Here is a 21,733-nt window from a genome sequence, read left to right as displayed (position 1 = left end):
GCGCTTAGAATCAGGGCAATTCCGCGGTAAACGGCCCGCAGACGCCCATTTTCTCTTCCAGGCCTGCTTGATGAAATGCTCCTCCGTTAGTCCTGCGGACGAACCTGTGAGTGTGACGTCGTTGACGCTGCTGCGTGCGGCGGGCGACCAGCAGCCTGCTGCCTGGGAGGACCTGGTGAGAATCTACGGCCGACGCATGTACCGCTGGTGCCGCGTGGCCGGCCTGCAGCCGGCCGACGCCGCGGACGTGGTGCAGGACGCGCTGGGGGCTGTGGCGCGGAACCTGGCCACGTTCCGCCGCGACCGGCCGGGCGACACCTTCCGCGGCTGGCTGCGGCGGATTGTGGACAACAAGGTACGCGACCACTACCGCGGGCTCGCCAAACGGAACGACCAGGCGCTCGGCGGGACCGATGCGCTGGGCCTGCTGGCCGCGGCGCCCGCTGCCCCACCGCAGGCCCAAGCGGCGCCCCAGCCGGAAGCATCACGGGCCGTGGCATCCCCGACGCTCGACCCCCGCGCCGCCGCCGCGATCGAGCGGGTGCGGCGCGAGGTCGGCCCCCGCAACTGGCGGTTCTTCTGGCGGGTGGCGGTCGACGGCCAGTCGGCGGTCGAGGTGGGCAGCGAGTTCGGAGTCTCGGCCAACACGGTGCGGATCGTCAAGATGCGCGTGCTGCGGAGGCTGCGGGCCGAGCTCGAAGGGGGCGGAGCGCCGGGCGAAGCGAAGCCGGAACCGTCATGAACGCCGCCCCGCCCACTGACGCCGGCGGCCGCTGCCCGCTCAGTGCGAGGGTTGCCGAGTACTACGCCGGCACGCTCGATGACGCCCGCTGCCGCGAGCTCGAGCAGCACCTCGAAGAATGCGACGCCTGCGCGCAGGCGGCCGACACGCTGACCGACGCGAGCGACGCGACCATCCGCGCGTTGTCGTCGCTCACCGCGGTGGACGACGACGAGCCGGAGTTCCAACGACTCGAGGCGACGCTGCTCGGCACGCCGGCGACGGCGGTCGGCTGGCCCCGTGCGGGCCGTCCGGCCGACCCGCCGGTGGGCGCCCTGCCCTGCCAGTTCGGCAACTACGAGCTGCAGCGCTGCATCGGCCGCGGGGCGTGGGGCGCGGTCTACCACGCGCGGCACACGCGGCTCGACCTGCCGATCGCCGTCAAGGTGCTCGACCCCGGCCGGCTGCCAGACGCCGAGGCCGCTGAGCAGTTCCTCCGCGAGGCCAAGGCGGCGGGCCAGCTCAGGCACCCGGGCATCGTCCGGGCGACCGACGCCGGGCAGCACAACGGGCTGTACTACTTGGCGATGGACCTGATCGAAGGCGTCGACGCGGGTCGGCTCGCGGGCGAGGGGCCGCTGCGTGTGGCCGACGCGTGCGAAGTGGTGCGGCAGGCGGCCGAGGCGCTCGACCACGCGCACGCTCTGGGCTGGGTGCACCGCGATGTGAAGCCCTCCAACCTGATCGTCGACCACGAGGGCCACGTCCGGCTGCTCGACCTGGGGATCGCGGGCCGGCACGACGCGCCGCCCGCCGCCGCCCCGCCCGTACGCCCGCTCGGCACCGCCGAGTACATGGCGCCGGAGCAGTGGACCGACTTCGACCGGGTCGACGGCCGGGCCGATGTGTACAGCCTCGGGTGCACGCTGTGGCGGCTGCTGGTAGGCCGCCCGCCGGTACCGGGCGGCGGCAGTCTGCGTAGGGAACGCCCCGACGCGAGCCGCCGCCTAGAGCGTCTGGTGGCGCAGATGCTAACGCGCGAGGTCGCCCTGCGGGTCGGTTCGGCGGCGGAGGTCGCCAAGCGGCTCCGCGGCCCGGCCCGGACGGCGAACCTGGCGGCGTTGGTCGCTGCGGAATCTCTCTCGCAGGACGGCAAGGACTCACGCACAACCTCCGTAGTCCAGGAGCGGGCGGGCGTGAGCCGGCGGCGTTTCGCCGCCGCGGCGGCGGCAGGTATCGGCGGCATCGGGATCGGGGCGTGGTCGAACGGCGCGTGGCTGTTTGCCAAGTCAGAGCAGCGGCTCCGCCGGTCGCACTGGCGACCGCTGCAGCCAACGGACGGGCTGTGGCTATCGTTCGGCGCTGCCGAGGAGGTCGAGCACAAGCAGCTCGCCGACGGCACGCTCCGCCTCGACGCTGCCGAGCTCGCCCTGCTGAGCCTGGGCCACGCGGTGGCAGCGCCGCTGGGCGTGCGGGTGCGGATCCGGCAGAACGAGTGGCTCGGTGCGTCGGGGGTGTTCTTTGCCGGCAGGCAGTTGGCGGATGGCGGCGTCGAGTCGTTTCAACTGATCGAGCTGAGGCCGCCCGACAACCCAAAGGATCTGTCCGCCCGGCGGCTACTGTGGAGCGCGTGGTCGGTTGGCTCCGACGGCGGTCCGCCGACGCGGACGCCGCTCGCCGAGACGCTGGTGCGGCTCGACCGCGCGGCGGGCGATCAGCTGCTCGAGGTGACAATTGGAGCCGGCGCTTTCCCCGCGGTGCGGTGGAACGGCGGGCTGGCGCCCGAGGAGGCGTGGACGCTGTCGGCCGAGGGGCAACGCCGCGCCGCGAGGGGGCCGCGGGGCGCTGCGGCCGCGTGCGTCGGACGCATCGGCGTGGCGGCGGCCGGCGGGGAGAGCGTGTTTCTGCAACCCGAGATGACCTACTTGAGGGTGTCGTAGCTATGGGGTCCCGCAGGGCGATGTCGCTGGTAGAGCTGCTGGTAGTGATCGCGATCATTGGCGCGCTCGCCGCGCTGATGCTGCCCGCCGTGCAGGCGTCGCGCGGGGCGACCCGCCGGATGGCGTGCCTCAACAACCTGCGGCAGGTCGCCCTGGCGATTGCCAATTGCAGCGAGGCTCACGGCGGTCGGCTGCCGGCCATGTGGGCCAGCGACCACGCGGCCCCGTGGGAAAATTTCGGCTGGCGGTCGGCGATCCTCGGCGAGCTTGAAGAGCAGCCGCTGGCCGATCAGCTAGACCGCCAGCGGCCGCCGCTCGACCCCGTGAATCGCCGCGCGGCCGCGACGCCGATCGCGGTCTACGAGTGCCCGTCGGCGCCCGGCTTCCCGCGGGTCGTGACCGGGCTGGGCGTGTCGGCTAGCGGTGGGGTGCTGCAGGACGACTTGGCCCTGGCGGCGGCGGACTACGCGGCCTGTTTCGAGGTGACCGCCGCGCCGGACGCGACGCCTCAGGCCGGGGCCTGGAGTCCGGGGTGCGGCGTTAGGGACGCCACCCAGGTCCCCGGCGTTGAGATCGCACCGGACGCGGAAGGCCTGCGGCGGCGGACTGAGCGGGTCCCGCTGCGGGCGATTGCCGATGGGCTCTCGCAGACCATCCTGCTGGTGGAGCAGGCGGGCAAGCCGTCCCGATTCGACGGCGGAGGCGTCCCCAGGCCGGCGTCGCCGACCGAGGGCCCGTGGGCGACCGCCGAGATGGCCGCTTACTACACGACCGGCGTCAACCTCGACAACTATTCGGGGCCGTACGGGTTCCACGCCGGCGCCAACGTTGTGATGTGCGATGGGGCTGCACTCACGCTTGGCGCCGACGCGGAATGGGGCGTGGTGGCGGCGCTGATGAGCCGCCACGGAGAAGAGATCATTGACGACGGCGACTGGCGATGACGCCGAGCCACGCAGAGCAAGAGAGCAGCAGCATGCCGGCGGCGGGCTCGGGCACACGGAAGCCCGTGAAGTCGCCCTCGATGAGTTGGCCGCTGACCGCGAACACGACATCCGGCTCCATGGGCGAGGTCGCTTCCTGCTGGATACCGCCGGTGAGCGACAGGCTCTGGCCGCCGTTGGTGATGTCGACCAACAGTTCCCAGCCGCCGCGGATCAGCCCGTCCGGCACGGTCGGCGTGAACACCAGAGAGATGTCGCCCTCGTTGGCCGGGGCGGCATACACACCGGTTAGCAGGTCGAAGTTGCCCCACACCTCGGGGCTGATCGCCGCTGGGCTGTTGGGCGTGCCGCCCGGGTGGAGCATGATGTCCGACTGCACATTGATCAGCCGCGGCGTGACCGGGTCGAGGTCGAGCTGCAGCCCTCCACGGATGGGGTAGGTTTCGAAGTAGATCCCGGCGGGGAACTCGGTGGCGGTGCTGGTTTCGGCGCCGTTCCAGGTGAGGTCGTACACGCCTGTCAGTTCTGCCCGAGTCTGCGTTGGGCAGACGAGCGCAGCCGCCGCGACAGCGACGCCGGCAATGCTTCTTAGCGAATTCATGGGATTCAACTCCGTTCGTTGGTAGCGGTAGTGATTGGGGGCCGCTCGGCCCCTTCAACTGGTTAACGCCGGTGCATTTCACGCCCGCGGCGATCGGCCCGCGTAAAGATCGGCAGCGATTTGCGCAAAACGCCCGCGGCGGCCAGATAGGCAATTGCGGGCGTCGGGGGCGTTTCCTTAGTGTGGGGTGAGAGCGGCCGCCCGGTCGCCCCGCACTTGCTTACGCCGAGATCAGTCGTGATCAGAACCTGTCTTGCTATCGGTCTTCTCGCCGCCTCGGTCGGCCTGTCGTTCTCGACCGCGGCGCGTGCCACGGGAGCGGAGGTCGACGTTCCCAGGCCCGAGAGGTTTGTGTCGGCCGAGCAGTGGGGCTCGGACCCCGACCCGATTGACGACAGCCGGCGGCACACGCCTAAGTACGTGACCCTGCACCACGCCGGTGTGAAGTGGGACGCCGGCCGCGACCCGGTCGCCTTCATCCGCAACATGCAGTCGTGGGGCAAGCGCCGCCCGGAGGTCGAGCCGCCGCCGCGCAACACCTACTGGCCCGACCTGCCGTACCACTTTTTGATTGCGCCCGACGGGCGGATCTACGAGGGGCGGCCGCTCGACTACGAGCCCGAGTCGAACACCAAGTACGAGCTGGCGGGCCATATCGGCGTCGAGCTGATGGGCAACTTCGAGGAGCAACGCCCCAGCCCGGCGCAGGTCGACTCCGCGGTGCGGCTCACGGCCTGGCTGCTCGGCAAGTTCGAACTGCCGCTCGCGGCGATCAGCACGCACGGCAAGGTCGCCAAGGGGCAGACCAGCTGCCCAGGGCGGGACTTTGCGCGGTACTTCGAGGGCGACCCGCCCGAGTTCAATACTTGGGTAGGCCGGGTGCTCGACGGCGAAGAGCCGCGCATTGAACTGGGGGCGCCGCTTGCCGAGGGGCCGAAAAAGCTGATCACCGAGTCCGAAGGGGTCCCCCAGGAGTAGTTGAGGGCGCGATCGTCCCTGTCGAGGGACAGGCGGCCAGGGTACAATGGGCAACCCTCCCGCCGCACAGAGAAACCATGCCCAAACGCGCCTCGAAACCCCGCAAGAATACGCCCATTGGTGGCAAAGGCCCCAAAGCAGGCGGCAAGCCCAAGCGTCCCGGCCGCGGTTCGAAGACGGCCGGCGCCAAGACGGCAGGTCCGAAGAAAGGCGCCCCAAAGAAGGCCGGCGCGAAGGCCACTGGAAAGCCTGGCGGCAGTAAGCCCAGCGGCAGCAAACCCAGCGGCAGTAAATTCAGCGGCGGCAAGCCCAGCGGCAGCAAAGCGCCCTACGCCAGGAAGCCCGCAGCCGGCAAACGCCCCGCCGCGCAGAAGCAGCACCCCGACGACGGCAAGGACCGGCTGCAGAAGGTGCTGGCCGCGGCCGGGATCGCCAGCCGGCGGGAGTGCGAGCAGCTAATCCTCGAAGGCCGGGTGATGGTCGACGACCAGCCGATCACCGAGCTTGGCGTGCGGGTCGACCCCTCCAAGCAAGAGATCTGGGTCGACGGCGAGCCGCTCAAGAAAACCAAGAAGGTGTACTTCGCGGTCAACAAGCCCGAGGGCTATGTCTGCACCGCCCGCGACCCGTCCGGACGGCCGCGGGTGACCGAGCTGCTGCCGCCGCAGATGGGCCGCGTGTTCAACGTCGGGCGGCTCGACATGGCCAGCGAGGGGCTGATCCTGCTGACCAACGACGGCGAACTCGCCAACCAGCTCGCCCACCCGCGGCACGGCGTGCAGAAGACCTACCTCGTGCAGGTCGCGGGGCACATCACGGCCGAGGAGCTCAAGACCGCCCGCGACGGCATCTACATCGCCGAGGGGAAGGTGCACTTCGTCGGGGCCAAGATCAAGTCGCGGCACAAGAAGTCGACCCTGCTGGAAGTCGTGCTCGACGAGGGCCGCAACCGCGAGATCCGCCGCGTGCTGGCCGCCATGGGTCACAAGGTGCAGAAGCTGACCCGCGTCGCCCACGGACCGATCAAGCTGGGCGAGATGCCCGCCGGCGCCTACCGCCCGCTGACCCGCGAAGAGGTCAAGGCATTGCGGCAGTGCGTCGTCGACTCGGAGGCCGCCCAGGAGGGCAAGCTGGCGCCAAAGAAGAAGCGGAAGCCGGCCGTAAAGAAGCCGGGCGCCAAGAAGTCGGCCTCCGCGACCAACAAGGCCGGCCGGCGAGTCATCGAGTAAGCCCGCCGCCGCCCCCTCGCGGGAGAGAAAAGGTACGCCATGGACGACGCCCCCGACTGTCACGTTGCCAACGGGCACGACTCGCTGCACGCCGCCCACTACGCCGACCATGCCGCCTTCACGCCGGCCGTGGTGCTCGAGAACGAGCAGCTCGCCCGCGGCACGTACCGCATGCGTATCGACGCCGCCGGGATCGCCGAGCGGATCGTGCCTGGTCAGTTCGTGATGGTCCGGGTGGCCGGCCAGGTCGACCCGATGCTAGGCCGCGCCTTCGCCATGTACGACGTCGTGCGGGACGGGTCGGGCGCCGCGGTGGCGCTCGACTTCGTGTACCTGGTGCACGGCAAGCTCACAACCGCACTGGCCGCCTGCCAGCCCGGCCGCACGGTCGAGCTGTGGGGCCCGTTGGGCAACGGGTTTGATCCGGTGGAGTGCGACCGCCGCATCCTGGTGGCCGGCGGCATCGGCTACACGCCATTCCTGGCGGCGGGCAAGGAGTCGCTCGGCGCCGCGCGGTACGGGGCGCCGGCCCGTGTGGGAGGCGCCGCCGCCGAAGTCGTGATGTGCTACGGCGTCCGCACCGCCGACCTGCTGGCGGGCGAGCCCGCCTTCCGCGCCGCCGGGCTCGACCTCCGCATCGCCAGCGACGACGGCTCGGTCGGCCACCACGGGCTGGTGACCGACCTGCTCAATGAGGCCCTTGACGAAGCGCGCGACGATTACGCCGGTAAGCGGGTGCAGGTCGACTGCTGCGGGCCCGAGCCGATGATGGAGGCGGTCGCCAAGATCTGCCTCGACCGCGGCGCGCCATGCCGGGTGTCGCTCGAAACGCCGATGGCCTGCGGCATCGGCATCTGCTTCTCCTGCGTCGCGAAGGTCAAGCAACCCGCGGGCGACTGGGACTACAAGCGGACGTGCGTCGATGGCCCGGTGTTCGACGCGGCGAAGATCGAGTGGTAGTGTTGCAGCTGACGCCGCTGCGGCTGCCCCGACCCTCTTCGTGACGCGTCCTTTCCCTTTTCTGGGCAATTTCGCGGCCCGGTAAGAAATCCGCTAGTCTGGCGGTGACTCTCTTCCAAACGGATGGTCACGGGGTCGCCGGATGCCTGCTTCACACGAATCGCCTTCGCCTGAGCTGATCGGCCGACTGCTGAACCAGCAGGGCGCTGTGCTGGCGTTGTACGCCTCGCAGTGGACGGCGTCGCCCGACGACTGTGTGCAGGAGGCGCTGGTCGAACTCGCCCGGCAGCCGCGGACGCCCGACTCGCCGGTCGCCTGGTTGTACCGGGTGGTGAAGCGAAGGGCGCTGAACGCCGCGCGGGGCGACCGCCGCCGCCGCGAACGCGAGCAGGCCGTTGGCCAGAGCCGCGTCGCGACCGCCGGCTCTCAAGCGACCGACTTTGCCGAGATCGCCGAGCTGCTCGCGCAGCTCGATGGCCCCGACCGCGAGGCGGTGGTGCTGCGGCTGTGGGGCGGGCTCACGTTCGCCGAGATTGCCGACACACTCGGCCTGTCGACCGCCACCGCGCACCGCCGCTACGAGCAGGCGCTAGAGACCCTCCGTCAAGTTTGTGACGCCACGACCCCTACCGAGCGCGAACCATGAACGAGCACTCCAACAACGACTTCGAGGCGCGACTCGCCGCGGTCCGGCCGCCGGCCGTGCAGATCGACCGCGACCGGCTGATGTACGAAGCGGGCTGGGCCGCGGCCGAGGCGCAGCTCGCGCGGCCCACGATTCAGACAACCAACTGGTGGAAGGCCGCGTCGGCGGTCTCGACGCTGGCCGCGGCGGCGCTGCTGGCGGTAGTAGTGCAGCAAGCTTCGCCATCGACAAGCGGGCACACCGAGCAAGCGGTGTCGCCGGTCGCGTCGGCAGTCGTCGAGGTGACCGAACCTGTCGAGGTCCCCCCTGTCTCGACACTTCAGAAGACCAGACCGCAAACGTCCACGCCGCCCTGGGCCGCGCCGCTCCGCTCCAACCCATCGGCGCCGTACCTAGTACTGCGGCAGGCGGTGGTGGCGGGCCAGTTTGACGAGTTTGGAATCGAGCCGGACAAGGGCGTCACGGTTGTTGGCCAGCCGCGTGTGCTGACGACCTCACGCGAACTTATGAAGCAGATGCTCGCCGAGCAGGGGCTCGACGGCAGTCGCTCCTGACTCGTGGCGTTCGAGACGCTCGACTCGGACGTACTGCTAGGCATTCCAGTCAATCCAATTCGCTCCTCTCGGGAAGGGTCTCTCGATGAAACTATTTGCTCCTATCCTCCTGCTAGCTCTAACGGCGCCGCCGTGCTTTGCGGAGCTCGTAACGACCGACGAAGACTCCAAAGACGGGGACCACCAGGTCGAGGTCTTCCGCCTGACGGTCACGCCGGCGGCGGAGCCGACGCCGGCGTTCGCGTACCGTTTGATCAAGCCGCTCGACCAGCTCAAGGAGGGCAACGCCCCGGCGTACTATCGCCGGATCCACGCCGAGAACATCCTGCGGGGCGCCCAGTCCGCGATGGAGCAGAAGGTTGGTCGGGAGTGGTACGACTGGCTCGACGCCGATGTGCCGATTAGCCAGTTGCCGCTCGACAAGGTGCGTCAGGCTGCCAACCTTTCGGAGAAAGTCGTCACCCACGGACCCCGCGCTGGGGCCGACTGCAAGCGGGTCGACTGGGGATTCGCACCGGAAACGCTGGAGGGAATGGAGGCCATCGAGTTCTTGCTTCCCGAGATCCAGGCAATGCGCGAGCTGACGCGGATGGTCGCTCTGCACACCCGCCTGGCCATCGCCGAGCACCGCTACGCCGACGCGGTCGATTTGATGCGGATCAACTACCGCATGGGCCACGACACGGCCCAGGTCCCATTTCTTGTTTGTGGTTTAGTCGGCATCGCGGAGATTGGCATCACCAACAACAACGCGCTCGACTTGATCGCTGCGCCGGACTCGCCCAACCTCTACTGGGCGCTCGCCGAGCTGCCCGAGCCGAACCTCTCGCTGCGGGAGGCGGTGCAGTTCGAGATGTCGCTCGGCCCGCGTGTGTTTCCGCTGCTGCGTGATCCAGAAAACGCCTCTTACGCACCCGCAGAGTGGAACCGGCGGTTCAGCGGAGCGTTCGCCCAGCTAGAGCGATTTAACGGCAATTCGAGGGACGTCTCTAGTCAGTTGTCCTCGACGTTCGGCGGCGTTGGGGCCGGTGTGCTTGGCTACTCGCACGCCAAGGAGCGGCTGGTCGACTGGGGCTACGGCCGCGACGAGGTCGAAGGCATGGCGGTTGGCCGGGTGCTGGCGATCTACAGCGCGCGGGTCTATCGCGTGCACGCCGACGCGGCGGCCAAAGACATCTACCTGCCGTGGAGCGAGGTCCGCAAGGGTGACCCCGCGTGGGAGCGGCTGCGTCAGTCGGGCCCCTTCTCGGACGACCCGGACCGGGAACTGATCCCGATTGCCCACATGCTGACCCCAGCGGTGAGAACGTGCTGCAACGCGGTGGCCCGGACCGAACGCGAGACCGCGCTGCTGCGGGCAGTTGAGGCCGTGCGGATGCACGCCGCCGAGGCCGGTGAGCTGCCGGCCGAGCTGGCCGACGTGACGTGCGTCCCCGTACCGAACAACCCGTCGACCGGCGAGCCGTTCGAGTACACGCTGGAAGCCGGCGTAGCTACATTCAACCTGCCGTGGTCGGACGGCCACCGTGTGAATCGTCGGTACGAGATCCGGCTCGCGGATTAGCAGGCGGCGCCGACCGTAACCTGACTCGACGCCGCTCCGAAACTTTCCTCGTGAGGAGAATCATAGCCGTGCTCACAAGAATCGCTGTTGCTGTTGTCGTCCTGATTGGTGTCGCCACGTCGCGCGCCGCGGACACCGTCTGGCGCCGACTTGCCGACGACCAGACGCTGCTGGTCGCAACGGCCGAAGTCCAGAACGCCGAGCCGCCCACTATTGCGAGAGAGCTCGCCCGCTACTCGCCGGAGGTGGCTGACGAAGCACGCCGCGCTCTCGAGGCCCTGCGAGAAGTCGGGGTGGTCAACGCCACGCTGGTGCTCGGCGTGCAGGACCTGCAGACTATGTCGGGCCCAGTGTTGGCGATTAGCCTGGCGGAAGACGCCAGTACGTCTGACGCGGCGGCCCGCCTAGATGAATTGTTCGCCGGCTTCGGCTGGCCCCGCGACACGCCGCACAGCCTGCGGATTCAGCAGGCCGACAAATGCCTGCTCGTTGGATCCCAGCGGGCACTCGACCGCTACAAGTCCGAATCAGAAGTCGATGCCAAGCGAGAAGAACTTGCTGCCGCATTGCAGGAGGCTCGCGGCGACGAACCGGCAATCACCATCGTCGTGTCGCCCGGCCAGGACGCCCGACACGTGATCCGCGAGCTGTGGCCCGCGATGCAGACGCCCTGCGAAGCGTTGACCGGCGACCTAATCGCCGACGCCCGGCACGCGTCGGTGACAGTTTCGCTTGACCCCTTTGAGGTCGAACTTTCGGTTGCGGGTAAGGATGCGGCTGCCGCGCAGGAGTGGAAGCCACTGGCGTCCGCGGGACTGTCGGCGTTGGATGGACTCCTCGCTCAGTGGCGGAACGGGGGGAGCGAAGCCCAACCGCTCTCCACCGCGTTTCCTGCTAAGGTCGACGGGGCGAGCATCACGCTGTCGCTCCGCGGCGGCTCGCCAGCAGCAGATGAACTGCTCGGCGCTGTCTTGCCTTCCGTCTATCGTCAAGTCGTCGAACGGGCCCGCACCGAGGGGCGGATGCAGCAGTTGAAGCAGCTTGCGTTGGGCATCCTCAACTTCGAGAGCGCCAACGGCAGCCTGCCCGCGATGGCCGCCCTCCGCGACCCTAAGGGCAGACCGCTGCTCTCCTGGCGGGTCGCGATCCTGCCCTATCTTGAGGAAGGCGACCTCTGGCGCCGCTTCCGGCTCGACGAGCCGTGGGACAGCCCGCACAACTTGGCCCTTGTTGCGGAGATGCCCGACGTGTTCGCCAACCCGGCCCGTCCCGACCTTAACCGCCGGGGAATGACGGTCTACCAAGTCCCGGTAGGGCCGAGGACCATCTTCCCAACCGCCGCCGATGCCGAGCTGATTGAGAATCGTGGCTTCACGATGGCCAAGGGGCTGACATTCCGGGATATCACCGATGGCAGCTCCAATACGCTTATGATCGTCGAGGTAGCGCCGGAGCACGCCGTTCCTTGGACCAAGCCGGCCGACTGGCAGTTTCATGAAGCAAACCCACTAGCAACGCTGCGACAGGAGGGTCGGAGCAGCTTTGTCGCCGCCCGGGCTGACGGCAGCGTGAAGCCGGTAAGTATCGAGATTCCCCCTGCCGAATTTCTGAAGGCGCTCACGCGGAACGGCGAAGAGATCCGTGACCTCAGCCAATGGTAGCCGCGTTGCGCATGCCGACGCCGCCAACGCAAAAAGCCGCGCTCGTCAGTTGACGAGCGCGGCTTGGTTTGTGTCGCCACGCGTAGGTGCGCCGGCCGCAGCTCCGCCACGGCTCGTGATTGGCTTGCTGCCGACCGGCCTTAGCTGGCGGTCTTGATGCCCTTGATCGCCTTGCTCAGGCGGCTCTTGTAGCGGGCAGCCGCGTTGGCGTGGATCAGGCCCTTGGCGGCCGCCTGGTCCAGACGCTTGGTCGCGGTGATGAATTCTTTCTCGCTGGTCTCGACCTCGCCGGCCTCAATGGCCTTGCGGAGCTTCTTCAGCTGGGTGCGGACCGAGGCCTTAGCCGAACGGTTGCGGAGGCGACGGGCCTGGTCCTGACGGAGACGCTTACGAGCACTGGCGGAATTTGGCATGGCCGACGAAAAAACTCTTGGGGGTGAATGGCGCAGACTTGAACGGCGCTGGGCGATCGCAGCCTCCCGCTGCGAGTCACGCATTTTTACGCAAATCGGCGATCTTGTCCAGCCGGTCACTAACATCCCGGTAGCCAAAATCGTGCCCGGCCAGCTCGGTCAGGCGGTTTTCGGCCCGATCGAGGTCCCCCAGCCCTAGGGCGAGCACCCCGGCGCGGTACAGGGCCAGCTTGTGGGTCTCCTCCGAGGCGTGGGCCGACTCGGTCGCGGAGGCCTTTATCGCGGCTTCGTAGCTGCTGGCCGCGAGCTTGAACTGCTCGATGTGCTGGAAGCACTCCCCAAGGTGCAGCTGCACCTCGGCTTCCCGCCGTGCGTCCCCGCGGGCGGCCTGCAGGGCCTTGATCGCCTCACGGTGGTTCCCACCCCGCTTGAGCCTCAGCCCGAGCTCGAGCTGGTCCCGCACGCTGGCCGGGTTCCGCTTCGCCCGGGCTGCAAAAACCTCCAGCTCGGCCTGGTTGGACAGCACCATCGCCTGCTTGGCCTGCTTGATTTCCGCCGGCTTGCGGGTCGCCTTGGCGCGGTCCTGAGTCGCCTCGACGTGCTCGCGGGTCATTTGGAGCTGGGCCTCTTCGAGCTTGGCCTGTTCGGGCGACTCGGGATCGGGCGACTCGGGATCGGGCGACGCGGCGAGCGTCCGCCGCAGCAGCTCGATCGCGGCCGTGCTCTCCCCCGCGACGTGCAGGATACGGGCGAGCTGCCCTGCGGCCGTCAGGTTCTTGGGCTCTTCCTCGACGACCTCCTCGAGCTCTTCGCGGGACAGCGGGGGGACAATTGATTCTTCGGCTGCTGGTTCGGCAGAGATTGTTGCCGGGCGGCGGGGCTGGCCGTCGGACTCTTTGGAGGCAAGGTCCGACACGCGGATGGCCGGCAGGTCGGGCGTCGCGCCCTCGCCCTTCAGCAGTTCGTGGTCGTAGCCCCCCTCGTGCAGGGTCTGCTCGACGCTGAGCCGCGAGATGGCCCGACGGGCCTCCTCGTCCTCGGGCTTCTGCTTGAGGACCCGCTGCCAGCAGGCGATTGCCTGCTCGTACTGCTTCGACTTAGCGGTCGCCTCGCCGCCGAGTCGGTTGGTCTCGACGTCGTGCAGATCGAGGTCGAGGGCCCAGCGGAGGTAGAAGAGCTGGGTCTCGGTGTGGCCGAGTTCCCCGCAGCCGGTCGCGAGTTCGCGCAGCACGGGCAGGTCGACAGGGTTCTTCTTGAGCGCTTGGCAGCCGGCGGTGAAGGCCTCGGTCCAGGCTCCCTTGCCGGCCGCCTTGGCGACCGCGGCGCGGCCGGTTTTGCCGACCAACGAACCGAACATCGAGCTCTTCTTGCCGCCGCCGGCGTACTTCTTGGCGATATTCGCCCGGAAGGTCTGGGCGTAGATCAGCGATCCAGGGTCCTCGGCGATGCACTGCGTGAGCAGGTCGTGGGCGTAGTCGTGGTCGCCCCGCTCGAGGCACGCCTTGGCCCGGGTGTGCAAGGCCTCGAGCCGCTGTCGGGTGGCGGCCGTGACGCCGCGTCCCGCGCGGGGGGCGAAGTCGGTCGGGGCTTCTGAGGGGTCGGACATGAATGTCGTCGACGCGGTGCGGTTGAAGAGCGGGCTCGTACTATCCATCGTATCACCGCGGGTTGGCTAGGGCTGCGCCGGGGCGCCTCGTTGAGGCGGCTCCGAGGCGGCATAATGCTGTTCAGGCCGCTGGTATCGATTAACGCGGTCGTCGGCTTGGAATCCACACCCCGCGAGCAAGTCTAGGCGCCACATGAATCCGCAACCGGGAATGGTCTACCTGATCGGCGCCGGCCCAGGCGATCCGGGCCTGATCACGGTGCGGGGACGCGAATGCCTCGAGCGGGCCGACGTCGTGCTGTACGACTACCTGTCCGGCCCGCGGGTGCTGGAATGGACTCGCCCCGGGGCCGAGCTTTATTGCCTGGGCCGCCACGGGCACGGCAAGCTGTGGAAGCAGGACGAGATCAACGCCAAACTGGTCGAGTGCGGCAAGGCGGGCAAGACCGTAGCGCGACTCAAGGGGGGCGACCCCAGCATCTTTGGCAGGCTGGCCGAGGAACTCGACGCCCTAACCGCCGCCGGCATCCCATTCGAGATCATCCCCGGCATCAGCACCGCGGTCGCTAGCGGCGCGTACGCCGGCGTCACCATCACCGACCGCGACCAAGCGAGCTGCGTCACGTTCCTCACGGGGCACGAGAAGCCGGGCAAGGACGAGGACTCGCTCGACTACGCGGCGCTGGCGAAGCTGCCCGGCACGCTGGTCATCTACATGGGGGTCACGACCGCCGAGCAGTGGAGCAGCAGGCTGCTGGAGCACGGCAGGCCCGCCGACACGCCGGTGCTGCTGGTGCGGCGGTGCTCGCTGCCCGATCAGCAGGCGTTCGAGTGCACGTTGGGCGAGGTAGCCGGTGTGCTGGCGCCCGGCAAGGTGCGCCCGCCGGTGGTGGCGATCGTCGGCCCGGTGGCGCGCCGGCCCGAAGCGATGGAGTGGTTCAGTGGCCGGCCGCTGTTCGGTCAGACCGTGCTGGTCACCCGACCCCGACACCAGGCCGCGCCTATGGTCGAGCGGCTGCGCGAGCTCGGCTCGGAGTGCCTGGTGCAGCCGGCGATCAAGATCGGACCGCCTCCGCAGATCGAGAACCTCCACGACGCGGCGCTCCGCTGCGGCGACTTCCACTGGATCGTGTTCTCCAGCAGCAACGGCGTCGAGTCGTTTATGTCGGCCGTGTACCAGTGTGGCGGCGACGCCCGGCGGCTTGGCGGCGTAAAGCTGGCGGCAATCGGACCCGCCACGGTCGAGACGCTGGCCGAGCACTACCTGACCGCCGACCTCTGCCCCGCGGAGTACCGGGCCGAGGCGCTCGCCGAGGCCCTGGCGCCCGAGTGCAGCGAAAAACGCGTGCTGCTGGTCCGCGCGAGCCGAGGGCGTGAGGTGCTGGCCGAGATGCTCGCCGACGCCGGCACCGAAATCGAACAGGTCGTGGCCTACCTCAGCTCGGACGTTACCACGCCAGATCCCGATATCGCCGAAGCCCTGAATACTGGCCAAGTCCCATGGACAACGGTGACGAGCTCGGCGATCGCTCGGTCGTTGGTCGCGTTGTTCGGCGAGGCGCTCCGCAACACCAAGCTGGTGGCGATCAGCCCGCTGACCGCGGGCGTGCTCGAGGAGCTCGGCTACCCGGCGGCGCTGGTCGCCGACGAGTACACGGCCGACGGCGTCATCAAGGCAATCCTCCGCGGCTGCGGCGCATAGAAAAAGCCGCCCCGCGTGGTTACGCGGGGCGGCTGCAACTTTTCGCTTGGTCCCTCAGGGCCAATTACTCCTTGTCGGCGTCGACGTCGACGTTGACGTCTCCGGTTACCGGATCCTCGCTTACGTTGACATCGCCCAGCGGGCTGTCGACGTCGACCTTCTCCTCATCCGGGACAACCGCGTCGGTGGCGTCCTCGGCGGCCTCCTTGGTGTCATTCCAAGCCTCTTCGGCGTCGTTCTCCATTGCCTCGCCGGTGGCGTCGAGGTCGGCCTCGGTCTCGTCGTACTCGTTCTCGATGACCGGCTTGTTCATCTCGTGACGCTCGTCGTCGACGCAGCCGGTCGACAGGGTCAGGCCGGCGCCCAGTAGACTCGCAAGGCCAAGGCTCAGCAGATTCGTAACGCGCATGGGTAGCTCCTTTTCAGTAGGTGACGACGCAAGCCTCCGGTCGCGACAAGCGACTCCGTCCTCAGGCAGCCCGCGTCGCCTTGTTTTAGTCGCGGGGTTGAGACCCTGGGAAGCAACAGGCGTGCCACTTCCGAAAACCCGGCTTTCCTAGGCTTAGTTGGTCATCGGTGGACCAGGCTGGCCGCCGGCCGGTCGGATGCTAGGCAACCACGCCGGCATTGGCTGTCGGATTTGACGGCCACTGGCCTCGCGACGTCCTGAATAGCGGCAAATGTGCCGGTTCCGGGCACGCAAACGCCAAGAAAACGGCCGCCATCTTACCCATTGTCACAGGAATTGCTTCTCCCTCGCTGCGGCGTCCCGACAGCGGTCGGTCGCCGTCGAGCTAACTCTCCCTCCGACCCTGGATTTATGAGGCCCGCCTTGATCGCTCTGCAGCCTAAAAAACTGTCTCGCTATGCAGCAATCACGAAACTGCTAGTCAAGTATGGCCGTTCTGATCTACTCGACGACGCCGGGCTTCGTGACCAGTGCGGCGACGTCCAGGACACGGCCGCGTCGGAGGATGAACGGCAGCGGGCAGAGCAACTGGCTAACGACCTCGAGCAAATGGGGCCGGCGTTTATCAAGCTGGGCCAGCTCCTCTCGACCCGCGCCGACCTGCTGCCGCCGGTTTACCTGGCGGCGCTCGAACGCCTGCAGGACGACGTCGAGTCGACTCCGTATGAGACGATCGAGAGGATCGTATCCGAAGAGCTTGGCGTGCGTCTTTCCCGCGGGTTCTCTGAGTTCAGTGAGCGGCCGCTGGCGACCGCCTCGATCGGCCAGGTCCACCGCGCCAAGCTCCGCGACGGCCGAGACGTCATCGTCAAGGTGCAGCGGCCCGACATCCGCGGCCAGATTGTCGACGACCTCGACGCGATGCACGAGATGGCCGAGCTGCTAGAGGCACGCACCGAATTCGGCCGCCAGGCGGGGTTGGTCGCCCTGATTGAGACCCTCCGCGAGAGCCTGCTAAACGAGCTCGACTACCGCCAAGAGGCCGCCAACGCCGCCGCGCTCCGCGAGAACCTTGCCGACTACGAGCAGTTCATCATTCCCGAGGTGATAGACGACTACACCTCGTCGCGGGTGATCACGATGCAGTACCTGTCGGGCGCGAAGATCACCGATGTCAGCCCGGCTGTGCTGCTGGAGGTCGACCGCCGGGGCCTGGCCGAGGCGCTGGTCGCCGTCTACCTGCACCAGCTGCTGGTGGACGGCGTGTTCCACTCCGACCCGCACCCGGGAAACCTCGTGCTGACGCGTGACCATCGCATCGGCCTGCTCGATTTCGGCATGGTGACCCATGTCCCGAAGGACCAGCGGCGGTCGCTGCTGCAGCTGCTTTTGGCGCTAGCCGATGGTGAGGGGGACGAGGCTGCGCGGGCCGCCCTCGATATGGGCGCGGCCGGACGTAGCTTCGACGAGGGGGCGTTCCACAAGCAGATCAGCCAGCTGGTTGCCGAAAACGAGAGCAAACGCGTCGACCAGCTCAGCGTTGGGCCGGGCATCATGGAAATCCAGCGGATTGCCTCGAGCTGCGGCCTCCGACTGCCGCACGCGCTCCACATGCTCGGCAAGACGCTGCTGAACCTCGACCGCGTGGTCGAGACGCTCGACCCAACGCTCGACCCGACCGAGATTATCCGTGCGCAGTCCACCGAGATCATGCGGCTGCACAGCCGGCAGCGTCTGTCGCTGCAGCAGGCCTACAACGCGATGCTCGAGGGCGCCGACCTGCTGCAGCACCTCCCGCAGCGCGCCAACCGGATCACCGAACTGATCGCCAGCAACGGGCTGAAGGTTGAGGTCGACGCGATTGACGAGCACAAACTGATCGCCGGCCTCGAGAAGGTCGCCAACCGGGTCACTACCGGGCTGGTGCTGGCCGCGTTGATCGTGGGGGCGTCGCTGATGATGCACCTCGAAACCTCGCTCACCCTGCTGGGCTACCCAGCCATCGCCCTGGTGTTCTTCATCTCGGCCGCGACTTTCGGCCTGGTTCTCGTGTACCGCTCGATGACGACCGACCAGGCGGACCCTACCGGTCAAGGGAAATAGGGCAAACGCACGTTTTGGGGCTTGCCTGGCCGACCCCGCGGACCGAAATTACTCCTTAGAAACCCCACCGTTGATCTGCCGCCCTGGGCCGGAGCCTCACCCGTGATCCTCGACGACTGGTGTATACACACCGCCAACCTGTTCTACCTGGCTTCGTTCCTTGGCCGCGATATGCTTTGGCTGCGGATCCTGACCTGCTGCGGTCTGGCATTCGGCGTGGTGTTCTTCACGACCTGCTCGCCAACGCCAATGTACGGGCCGACGTTCTGGCACGTCGCGTTCCTAATAATCAACTTCGTGCAGATCCACCGGTTGATTGTCGAGCGGCGGCGGCTATCGCTGTCGCGCGAGCAGGAGGTGGTCCGCCGGGCGATGCTCGAAGGGCTTACCGACGAAGAGCTCGCCAACACGCTCGCCCACGCGGTCATGACTGCCAACGACGACATCCCGCTGATCACCAGCGGCAGCAGCGTCGTGCTGAACGCCGACGAGCTGGCGCTCCGCGACATCGCGTTCAGCCGATTGAGCCGCACCGAGATCATCAACCTGTTGTCGCGGCGGGTCTGGAGCTCACTGGAGGGGCTCCGCATGCGGCACGGCATCGAATCCACCCTCGCCTGAGCAACCGGCGCCTACTCGCCAGCAGGCTTACTCACGGCGTTGGCGATCAGCAGTTTCCAGTTTTCGATCGGCGTGCCGGCCAGCTTGGCGTTGCTGAGCAGGAAATGCAGCCGCTGGGTCGCGGGCCCATCGGGCGAGCGGTCGAACAGGTTCTTCAGGAAGTACGGCGGCATCGCCTGGTAGTACAGCGCTGCCCGCACTTCGACTCGCTCCGCGTCGACGCCCTCTGGCAGCCGCACCCGGTAGGTCACCTTGTCGGCGCCGCTGCCGTCTCGATAGAGCGGGTCTTGGGCGGCGTCTCCCTTGGGGTGGGTCGCCTCGAGGTACCGTCCGGTGAGGTCCGGCGAAGGCCCGAGCGGCGTCCAGCCCTTCGGCAGCAGGCGGTTGTCCTTGATGGTCTCGCAGCCGCGGAGGAAGCTGGTGGTGAAGCGGCCCTCGGCGTTGCAGAGCAGCGACTCGTAGATCTGCGCCTGGTCTTCTTGGGTGATCTCGGTGTGGTGGGGCTGGTGGCGCTGTTTGTCGAGCAGGTCCTCGTCGAACAGCTCGGTGGGGAGTGGCCGCCCCCGCCCGTCGACTAGGACGCCGACCGAGTTGGTGCGTCCCGATCCCCACACCACCCGCTCTTCGCCCCCCTGCTCCGCCGGCAGCTCGACCACCGTCAGCTCCACGAATGCCCGGCGGAACCCGACTCCCGACGGGAAGCGGTGCCCGGCCTTGTTGCGGACGGTCACCGTGGCCACCAGGTCGTCGCCGTCGCGCCGAGAGGCTACCTCTAATTCGGCGGTCTTGTTCCGCGCGGTGTTGAGGAAGTTGCGGCGGGCGTTCTCAATCTCGAGCTTCGACCCGGTCATGTAGTCCTGCGTGCGCACGCCGAGGACGTCGTCGAACTGCTCGAACAGCTCTAGCAGGAACAGGTTGAGTCCCGAGAAGTTGTGCCGGGCGTACCCCTCCTCGCGGACCCGGACGTCGATGTCCTTGTGCGACGCCAGGTTTTCGGCGTCGGGGTAGGTGACGTCCTGAATGATCGCCATCCGCGTCGGCAGCGAGTCCATCGCGATGCCCTGCTCCTCGTCGTGCAGGCCGCGGGACATGTGGCAGTCCTGGCAGGTCTGGGCGTCGGGGTTGGCGGTGTTGAATTCGTTCTCGTAGCCGCTGTTGAGCCACTCGAGGTAGGTCGCCTGCTCGACGTGGTGATGGAACGAGGCAAACTCCTTTACTACCTGGCTGGCGTTCAGCTCGTCGGCCGCGTGCCCCCCAAGCGGCGCGTCGACCGCCGGCAGCGTCACGGTGTGACAGACGCCGCACATCCGTGAAGTCTGCAGGAATCCGCTGTGCTTCGGCGTGATGCCGAGCGCGTGCTGCATCGGGTACGCGGTGATCTCGTTGTCCTTGAAGGGCCCGTACAACTCGTCCGGCGGGCCGAGGTACAGGTTGCCGGTGACCGAGGTCTCGAGGAAGTACTGCAGGTACGGGCGGTCGTCGTCCTCCGGCTGGGGGCGCTCCTGCATCCGGTGGCAGACCATGCAGCTGATGCCGTCCCGGGCGAGCGCGCCGAGGCGGGCGTCGCCCTCTCCGATCGGCGAGTTGGGGTCGTGGGTAGCCTCGCACAGCTCAAGCCCAAACGTGTCGCCCTGGCGGTCGCCGCAGGCGTGGAACTCGTGCCGGCCCATCGCGCCGTGGCACTTCAGGCAGGTGTCTTCCAGCAAGCACGACAGCCGCGACGCCTGGTCGGGGTCTTTGCCGAACTCGCTGGCGAGCATGGCCTTCTCGCTCTCGAGCTGCGCCAGGAACACCGGGTCGCGCCCCGCCAGACCCATTGGCGTCCACTGCCACTCGCCCTGAGGCGAGATGTTCCGGCCCGTGGCTCCGTAGGCGTGATCGTCGCCCGTGGGAACGAACATGGTCGGCCCGTATGGTTCCATCAGCCCGGCGTGGCAGCTCATGCACTGCTTGGAGGTGACGAACTGCTGCGGCTCGCCCGCCTCCTGCTTGGCGACCCAGTCGTGCGTGGTCGGCGGCAGGTCCTGGACCTCGGCCCGGTCGATAGACTGGTAGCCGTCGTAGAACGCGACAAAGTCTGGGTTCACGCCCGGCACGCACGGCGTCATCCCCCCCGAGCGTGTACAGCTGGGGTGAGAGCCGGAGGTCGACTCGGCCATCTGCTTGCCCGACTCACCCTCGGAGGAAGGGGCGGACTCGGTCGGCCTGCGCCACGACTCGTCAACGCGGAACACAATCGGCTCGCCGTCGTAGCCGGCGATGTTGCGGAGCGAAGAGAACGTGAACTCGTTCTCGGGGCTAGCGGCCGCGACGCCCGGCGACTGAGTCGAGGCGTGGCAGCGGACGCAGTACAGCCCGAAGCCAGAGATTGGGTGTGAGAAGTCTTGATGGTTGTCGACCACCTCCTGCTCGGCGCCCGGGTTGCTCCAGAACCACCCGTCGTGCGACCCCTTCGAATCCTTCACCATGATGGTCCACGACTCGAGCGAGTCGCGTAGCTCTTCCTCACTCTTGCCGGCGTGCCTGGCCGCCGGAGGCGGGTACTGCTCCTTGATGATTACGGCGCCGTCCGGGATTGCGCCTTCGCGTCCCCCCTCGAGCCACGCAATCACCTCTGGCGAGTAGAACACCCGCACTGCCGGGTGGGTGCCGTAGTAGACGCCGCGGATGTACGGGCCCGTATCGCGGACCCGCTTGTCCCGTTTCCAGTCGAGTTCGACATACCGCCTGTCCTTCACAAAAGCAAACAGCTCGGCCTCAAACGCGGCGACCGAAATCTCGCTTGGGGTTGGCAACCCCGCCGCCGCGGGCGCCGCAGTCTTCTCGGCGTTAGCCGCCGGCCGTTCGACACAGCCTGCGGTCGCCTGCAAAGCGGCCGCCAGCAACAGCCATAAAATCAAGCGGTGAGGGTTCGGTGAGGGGGGCATCAAAGCAGGTTGCTCAGGCGGGTGGCGTCACAGGCACAGACGCCCTATTGTAGCCTCGTTCTGGCGGGTCGCAGGACGTTTGACGCCACGAGATGCCGAGAAATGACGAGTGATCGCTCGCCCGATGGCTCCGCAGCTCGCGGCAGAGCGTCGG

18 protein-coding genes are annotated in these 21,733 nt (G+C 67.9%); 13 read left to right on the top strand and 5 right to left on the bottom strand.

Features of this window, described 5'->3' with window-relative positions; translation table 11 throughout:
• The first annotated feature begins 70 nt into the window (after positions 1-70).
• Genes Pla123a_RS14125 through Pla123a_RS14115 form a run of 3 tightly spaced genes read left to right on the top strand, consistent with a single transcriptional unit; the run spans position 71 to position 3,605 of the window.
• Positions 71-742, top strand: a complete 672-nt coding sequence (locus Pla123a_RS14125; protein WP_146588010.1) for an RNA polymerase sigma factor — start codon at positions 71-73, stop codon at positions 740-742.
• Entirely contained in the window at positions 739-2,661 is a 1,923-nt protein-coding gene (locus Pla123a_RS14120; RefSeq protein ID WP_146588008.1) for a protein kinase domain-containing protein, read from the top strand. The genes Pla123a_RS14125 and Pla123a_RS14120 overlap by 4 nt, the downstream gene beginning before the upstream one ends.
• Positions 2,662-2,663: 2 nt before the next feature.
• Positions 2,664-3,605 (top strand): DUF1559 family PulG-like putative transporter, encoded by a 942-nt coding sequence (locus Pla123a_RS14115; RefSeq protein WP_146588006.1) that lies wholly within the window; start codon positions 2,664-2,666, stop codon positions 3,603-3,605.
• On the opposite strand, the gene Pla123a_RS14110 is transcribed toward Pla123a_RS14115, so the two are convergent.
• Positions 3,580-4,206, bottom strand: coding sequence for a hypothetical protein (locus tag Pla123a_RS14110; protein ID WP_146588004.1), 627 nt, complete (start codon positions 4,204-4,206; stop codon positions 3,580-3,582). The genes Pla123a_RS14115 and Pla123a_RS14110 overlap by 26 nt on opposite strands.
• Positions 4,207-4,443: 237 nt before the next feature.
• Between Pla123a_RS14110 and Pla123a_RS14105 the strand changes: the two genes are divergently transcribed.
• The 7 genes from Pla123a_RS14105 to Pla123a_RS14075 all read left to right on the top strand — a co-directional run bounded on the left by Pla123a_RS14105 (position 4,444) and on the right by Pla123a_RS14075 (position 11,798).
• On the top strand, positions 4,444-5,184 hold the full coding sequence (locus tag Pla123a_RS14105; protein WP_197527960.1) for a peptidoglycan recognition protein family protein: 741 nt from the start codon (positions 4,444-4,446) through the stop codon (positions 5,182-5,184).
• A gap of 77 nt (positions 5,185-5,261) precedes the next feature.
• The gene (locus tag Pla123a_RS14100; protein ID WP_146588002.1) at positions 5,262-6,413 is read left to right on the top strand and encodes a pseudouridine synthase; all 1,152 of its coding nucleotides are present in this window, start codon (positions 5,262-5,264) and stop codon (positions 6,411-6,413) included.
• Positions 6,414-6,452: 39 nt separating this feature from the next.
• On the top strand, positions 6,453-7,373 hold the full coding sequence (locus tag Pla123a_RS14095; protein WP_146588000.1) for a dihydroorotate dehydrogenase electron transfer subunit: 921 nt from the start codon (positions 6,453-6,455) through the stop codon (positions 7,371-7,373).
• Positions 7,374-7,515: 142 nt separating this feature from the next.
• The gene (locus Pla123a_RS14090; RefSeq protein WP_146587998.1) at positions 7,516-8,019 is read left to right on the top strand and encodes an RNA polymerase sigma factor; all 504 of its coding nucleotides are present in this window, start codon (positions 7,516-7,518) and stop codon (positions 8,017-8,019) included.
• On the top strand, positions 8,016-8,573 hold the full coding sequence (locus tag Pla123a_RS14085) for a hypothetical protein (protein ID WP_146587996.1): 558 nt from the start codon (positions 8,016-8,018) through the stop codon (positions 8,571-8,573). Before Pla123a_RS14090 ends, Pla123a_RS14085 begins: the two co-directional genes overlap by 4 nt.
• 85 nt (positions 8,574-8,658) lie before the next feature.
• Positions 8,659-10,137: a hypothetical protein gene (locus Pla123a_RS14080; RefSeq protein WP_146587993.1), complete on the top strand. Its 1,479-nt coding sequence runs from the start codon at positions 8,659-8,661 to the stop codon at positions 10,135-10,137.
• A gap of 68 nt (positions 10,138-10,205) precedes the next feature.
• Complete coding sequence (locus Pla123a_RS14075) at positions 10,206-11,798, top strand: DUF1559 family PulG-like putative transporter (RefSeq protein ID WP_146587991.1); 1,593 nt, start codon at positions 10,206-10,208, stop codon at positions 11,796-11,798.
• Positions 11,799-11,938: 140 nt separating this feature from the next.
• On the opposite strand, the gene rpsT is transcribed toward Pla123a_RS14075, so the two are convergent.
• Positions 11,939-12,211, bottom strand: coding sequence for a 30S ribosomal protein S20 (gene rpsT / locus Pla123a_RS14070; protein WP_146587988.1), 273 nt, complete (start codon positions 12,209-12,211; stop codon positions 11,939-11,941).
• Between the two features lie 76 nt (positions 12,212-12,287).
• Positions 12,288-13,865 (bottom strand): tetratricopeptide repeat protein, encoded by a 1,578-nt coding sequence (locus tag Pla123a_RS14065; RefSeq protein ID WP_146587986.1) that lies wholly within the window; start codon positions 13,863-13,865, stop codon positions 12,288-12,290.
• Between the two features lie 145 nt (positions 13,866-14,010).
• On the opposite strand from Pla123a_RS14065, the gene cobA reads away from it, so the two are divergent.
• A complete protein-coding gene (gene cobA / locus Pla123a_RS14060; protein WP_231956466.1) occupies positions 14,011-15,519 on the top strand; it encodes a uroporphyrinogen-III C-methyltransferase in 1,509 nt (502 codons plus the stop codon).
• 64 nt (positions 15,520-15,583) lie between these two features.
• Here cobA and Pla123a_RS14055 read toward each other — a convergent pair whose 3' ends face one another.
• The gene (locus Pla123a_RS14055) at positions 15,584-15,928 is read right to left on the bottom strand and encodes a hypothetical protein (RefSeq protein WP_146587984.1); all 345 of its coding nucleotides are present in this window, start codon (positions 15,926-15,928) and stop codon (positions 15,584-15,586) included.
• Positions 15,929-16,339: 411 nt separating this feature from the next.
• Between Pla123a_RS14055 and Pla123a_RS14050 the strand changes: the two genes are divergently transcribed.
• Both Pla123a_RS14050 and Pla123a_RS14045 read left to right on the top strand, forming a co-directional pair.
• Positions 16,340-18,031, top strand: coding sequence for an ABC1 kinase family protein (locus Pla123a_RS14050; RefSeq protein WP_146587982.1), 1,692 nt, complete (start codon positions 16,340-16,342; stop codon positions 18,029-18,031).
• Between the two features lie 102 nt (positions 18,032-18,133).
• Positions 18,134-18,652 (top strand): hypothetical protein, encoded by a 519-nt coding sequence (locus Pla123a_RS14045; protein ID WP_197527959.1) that lies wholly within the window; start codon positions 18,134-18,136, stop codon positions 18,650-18,652.
• Between the two features lie 11 nt (positions 18,653-18,663).
• Here the strand turns inward: Pla123a_RS14045 and Pla123a_RS14040 are convergent, their stop codons facing one another.
• Complete coding sequence (locus Pla123a_RS14040) at positions 18,664-21,552, bottom strand: cytochrome P460 family protein (RefSeq protein WP_197527958.1); 2,889 nt, start codon at positions 21,550-21,552, stop codon at positions 18,664-18,666.
• Positions 21,553-21,733: the final 181 nt, after the last annotated feature.

The organism is Posidoniimonas polymericola (assembly GCF_007859935.1).
In the GTDB taxonomy this organism is placed as follows: Bacteria; Planctomycetota; Planctomycetia; order Pirellulales; family Lacipirellulaceae; genus Posidoniimonas; species Posidoniimonas polymericola.
This window is presented reverse-complemented; position numbering and strand designations above follow the sequence as displayed.